Source organism: Pseudotabrizicola alkalilacus (assembly GCF_003443995.1).
In the GTDB taxonomy this organism is placed as follows: Bacteria; Pseudomonadota; Alphaproteobacteria; order Rhodobacterales; family Rhodobacteraceae; genus Pseudotabrizicola; species Pseudotabrizicola alkalilacus.
Genome location: NZ_QWEY01000028.1, coordinates 1 through 4,484, shown reverse-complemented (window position 1 = coordinate 4,484; position 4,484 = coordinate 1). Strand labels below are relative to the sequence as shown.

The 4,484-nt window shown below is 52.1% G+C and carries 2 protein-coding genes and 3 pseudogenes; 2 read left to right on the top strand and 3 right to left on the bottom strand.

Annotated elements, in window-relative coordinates; all coding sequences use genetic code 11:
- Window positions 1-885: 885 nt before the first annotated feature.
- Window positions 886-1,134: pseudogene (locus D1012_RS21795) on the top strand (transposase); the annotation flags it as partial.
- Between the two features lie 222 nt (window positions 1,135-1,356).
- Window positions 1,357-1,770: pseudogene (locus tag D1012_RS21790) on the top strand (IS110 family transposase); the annotation flags it as partial.
- A gap of 1,107 nt (window positions 1,771-2,877) precedes the next feature.
- On the opposite strand, the gene D1012_RS21785 reads toward D1012_RS21790, so the two are convergent.
- The 3 genes and pseudogenes from D1012_RS21785 to D1012_RS21775 all read right to left on the bottom strand — a co-directional run.
- Window positions 2,878-3,618, bottom strand: a complete 741-nt coding sequence (locus D1012_RS21785; RefSeq protein WP_118156226.1) for a site-specific integrase — start codon at window positions 3,616-3,618, stop codon at window positions 2,878-2,880.
- 57 nt (window positions 3,619-3,675) lie between these two features.
- On the bottom strand, window positions 3,676-4,212 hold the full coding sequence (locus tag D1012_RS22545) for a DUF6538 domain-containing protein (protein ID WP_147335774.1): 537 nt from the start codon (window positions 4,210-4,212) through the stop codon (window positions 3,676-3,678).
- A 161-nt stretch (window positions 4,213-4,373) separates the two neighbouring features.
- Window positions 4,374-4,484 (bottom strand): annotated as a pseudogene (locus D1012_RS21775) (IS5/IS1182 family transposase); the annotation flags it as partial.

Sequence of the window (4,484 nt, the reverse complement as noted above, 5' to 3'; positions counted from 1 at the left end):
GGCGATATCCGCGCCATCTGGGCTTCGGAAAGCAGGATCATCTCGCTCATGGCAGCACCCCCTGTGGTGCCGCAAGTGAATCAGTGAGTTGTCCGACCCGCAAGAAAATTAATGGGTCCAGAGCCTAGAAAATTAGACCCTCTCGCTGTCATTTTTTTGAAGCATAGCTAAATACTCCATAAATCTCCTTGCGACACTTTGAACTACATGATAAGTGTAGAAGATTACCTCAACCGCACTTATTGGCGAACGTAGTGTTGACGTCAAATCTGGAAATCTGCTTAGTGTTTTGTTAAAGTAGTCACCCCAATACTCCGACTCAAGGTCTTCCAGATCAAAGGCGATTTCATCAATAAGTTGATTCACATACCTCTCATCGACCCGATTGAAGTTGTTAAACCGTATCCTCGCCTCACACTGCACGATATCCCAAAAAGAATGATATTCCTGTATAGATATAACGTATTGCTTGACTCCAGAAGATCGAGCTAAGAAGTCAAGATTCGTGAGTTTACGGTAAGTTTTATAGTCGATCCCCATTATAATCATTACCCCTATAGGATCTAGTGGCGCCCGAAGATAGTCAGCACTTAACATTTTATAATCCCGAGAATTGCGATCCAGATGGGAGTAGTGTTGGCTTGTTATCAAGTAGTTCTGGTTTTGATTTGATTAGTTTAGTGGACACTGCTCCTCGTCACCTATTACTATGCGGATCAAGGTTAACAATACGTTACTTACAGGTGCCCTTCTGGCAACTTCTGTGGTTGCCACCCATTGTGCAAGGGGCTCTAATTTCTAGGCTTGGTGAAGCGCTCCGGGTGGACCTGTCGCGGTTTGATGCCGCTCCTTTGATAGCATTTACTGCAACAAAGGAGACGAACTATGAGCACGGGAAGAACGGATGAATTCCGCCGGGATGCAGTGCGAATTGCGCTGACGAGTGGGCTGACACGGCGTCAAGTTGCGGATGATTTGGGCGTTGGGCTTTCGACGCTGAACAAGTGGGTGACAGCGCATCGTGACACTGATGTGGTATCGCCCGAGGATCGTGAGCTTGCGCGGGAGAACGAACTTCTTCGGCGTGAGAACCGCATCCTCAAGGAGGAGAGGGACATCCTAAAAAACCGTCACGGGTCGTGGCCCGCCTGTGCGCGGTATAAACAGCCTGTGTTATCATCGGTTGCCTAAAGGGCAGTTGCCGATCGCTTAGTGGAGGGTCAGACCCCGTAAAAAAACGTGGCACATGGGCTGATGCGCACTTGAGAGTGGTGACGTTGCGACAACAACGATCCCGGTTAGGAAGATGACGGACTTGCATGGCCCACGCCCTTCTTCCCTGTCGGAGGAGATGCCATGACGAAGATTGCGACCGGTGGGCACCCGGACCTGAAGATGGTCAATCCCGCGGCGGCGGCGATCGATATCGGCTCGACCATTCATATGGCTGCGGTGCACCCCGATGCCTGCTACACGCCTGTCAGGTTTTTTGGGACATTCACCCAAGACCTGCACGACCTTGCCGATTGGTTCGAAGCGTGCGGCGTGATGAGCGTGGCGATGGAATCTACCGATGTTTACTGGATCCCAGCATTCGAGGCTCTGGAAGCTCGGGGCTTCGACGTGATCTTGGTGAATGCGCGCTATGCCAAGAATGTGCCGGGGCGCAAAACCGATGTCGGCGATGCAGGGTGGCTGCGAGAACTGCATTCCTATGGCCTTTTGCGCGGCAGTTTCCGCCCCGAAGCTGAGATCGCCACTTTGCGTGCCTAATGGTGCGCGCAATGGAATGGGCGCGGCCCCCGCAAAGGCAGATCGATCAGCGTCGCCATGTGATGCGCAATCGCAAACGCATGCCGATACGCAATTGGCCCGCAACGCGGAGCTTAACCCACCAGAGGCGCCGTACTGATGGAATGAACAGATGGGGTGGAAGACCTATCGCGATCAGGGGAATGGCTTGGAGGGAAGATGATGCCTTGGCTTTCAAGGTTACCATTTTCCTTCTGAGCTATTCTTGGCTTCCACCTGGATATCGGGGCAGCATTTTTTTGTATCTTTGGCAATTTTCGAGAAGACGCAGTTTGTTCAATTTTTGCGTCGTAGCAACAAGGCAAGAAAGGCTCTTTGTATTTTCATGGAGGAGATTGCGTTTTTTTGTCTTTGTATTTTCACAAGTCTGATTTGCGCCTTATCTTCGTATTTTCCGTCTTCAGTAAGAATCCGGATTTTTCCTTTTTCGACCTTTTTCATTTTTCCGTGAAGCAGCGGTGCGGCCCATCAACCAGCAAAACCGGCCCATCTTCATCGATAAAATTTTTTAAAACAGGGAGGTTTTCCACAGGTTCCGACCGTTCCGCCCCGATTTCCTATCTCTCAAACGATCTATGAGGTCCGCCATGCCCTATACTGATGTTCAGCGCGATCGGATCCATTCTGGCGTCGATCACATCAGACAAAGCCGCCTGGGGATGACCTGGGACGGTTGGGAGCACTCGGCCGATGGCACGGGACCGGAGAGGGCATGCGAGCGACGGGGAGCTGGCAACAGCAACGGCTGCAGCAGCATCTCCGATCTTCTCTGTTACTGCGACCCAGGTGGAGCATTTCCCACCGCCTTCGATTGCAAATTCCTGAAAGCTCATGCGGACAGATGATCCATGCTCTCAAAAAGTTATGCGTATCCGAACATGCTTGCAGACAGTCGCCATCCTTCTCGAAACAAATCATAAATATTTACCAATCTTCCTGCGACTGGAACAAGAACTCGAGGCCGAACAAGAAAACCGTGACGCACTTGAGCGTTCGAAAAAATTCTTAGTGCCCTGAACTATCGTGTCCTCTGACACAGACCCAAACCGATCACCTACTGCATGATCATTTAAGATGCTCTGGCACAGAAAGCATAACCTCCTGCGCGATGAGAAGTCGGTCAGCGAGCGTCATGCCATCGCCGTAGACCTCGCGCCCACGACTCTGCTTGAGCGAATGCCCCATTAACTCTCCACGATCATCCATCTGATATCCCGCGCGTTTCATGCGGCTTTCCCAACTGTGCCGTGTGCCGCCGATCGTAATTCCTTCGGGCATCAAACTATTCTCACGCAGATACTTGTTGACCGCAGCGCTGTAGCTGCTCCGGTTCCGGTATCGAGGAAAACCCTTTGGGTGCCTCTTGGCTGCCGCCAAAGCGACCCCGACCAGAGGGATTTCGCGATGCGACGGCAGGTTCTTCACTTCACGCCGCTCGTCAGGATCATTCGAGAGCTCATGGGCGATGCGCAGATGCGGGATCGGGCCTTCCAGACAGATCGCTGAGGCTGGCAAATTGAAAACCTCACTCTGACGGCAGCCTGTTTCGATTGAAATCAGCAAAATGTCACGCGCTTCGTCATTGAGTCCATCAAACGCGCCTTGAGCAAACCATTTCTCCAAAATCCAATCGACAGGCACCTCGCGCTTCTGTGCTGGTTTTGTATGACGGTCGCGAATGGATACACCACCGTAAGGCTGTGGTGGATCGTCATGTTCGAGATCGTCATAAAACCGGGCGAGCATGCCCGACATATAGGTGAAATCCTTGCTTGCCGTCTCCGCTGATTGCCCTTCTTGTGCCATACGTGCACGCCACCATCTTTTATGTGCTCGTGCTTCCGCCGCCCCAATGGCGACAACTTAAATGTCCTTGCCCAGGGCCGCCTGCAGATTTGTCGATGCCCGCAAGCGTGGCGAGCGCCACAAACGCATTTGCTCGCTGTTCTTGAAGCGGTTGTCATGTGCCGCCAGTTCTTCGACGTGTTTCACCAGACCGGACAGTTTCAGCTTCGGCGTATCGACCACGCCCAGAAGAGCAGATGCCACCTCATTATCGGGCATTCCACCCGCGCCGCGCGAGGCCTCTACTCTCTGAAGAACTTCTTCCAAAGGAGCCGTCTGAACCCTGTCAATCGACAGGAACTGAAATCCGCGAACCGCAGCAAGGTGTTGCGCTGCACGAAATTTTTCCGCCGCGTCGCCATCGCGTCCAGCAAGTCGCGCCTCCCAACCCTCAATGTATGCCAGCCAAACACCCGCGGATTTCTGCACAGCGACGCTGTAAGAATCTGTCTTGAGACTATCCCAGATCACGGGACGCTTCTCTACAGAAGCATACCTTTTCGGAACGCGGCGTTTCAAATACCAAGTCTTTCCGCGCAACACTGGATTCGACATGCTCGCCCTCCCAACATTGCGCCACGTAAGGCAAAATGTGGTGCAAAAAGGGTAGCAATACAAGGCAGCACTCGCATCAAAGAAAGGCAGAATTCCATTAATGCTTTGATTATGTTAAATAAAACAATTTTCCAGCCGAACGTAGGCTCAGGACTCATTGATCATATCCAGAAGATGACGATGGCGGCTATGGCGATTGCGGACATGAAGGTGTGGGCGCAGCGGTCGTATCGTGTGTGAATGCGCCTCCAGTCCTTGAGTTTTCCAAACAT

What these genes read in the sequence shown, in the direction of transcription:
- D1012_RS21785 (WP_118156226.1), bottom strand. Translation starts at nt 3,618, where the DNA reads ATGGCACAAGAAGGGCAATCAGCGGAGACGGCAAGCAAGGATTTCACC.
- D1012_RS22545 (WP_147335774.1), bottom strand. Translation starts at nt 4,212, where the DNA reads ATGTCGAATCCAGTGTTGCGCGGAAAGACTTGGTATTTGAAACGCCGC.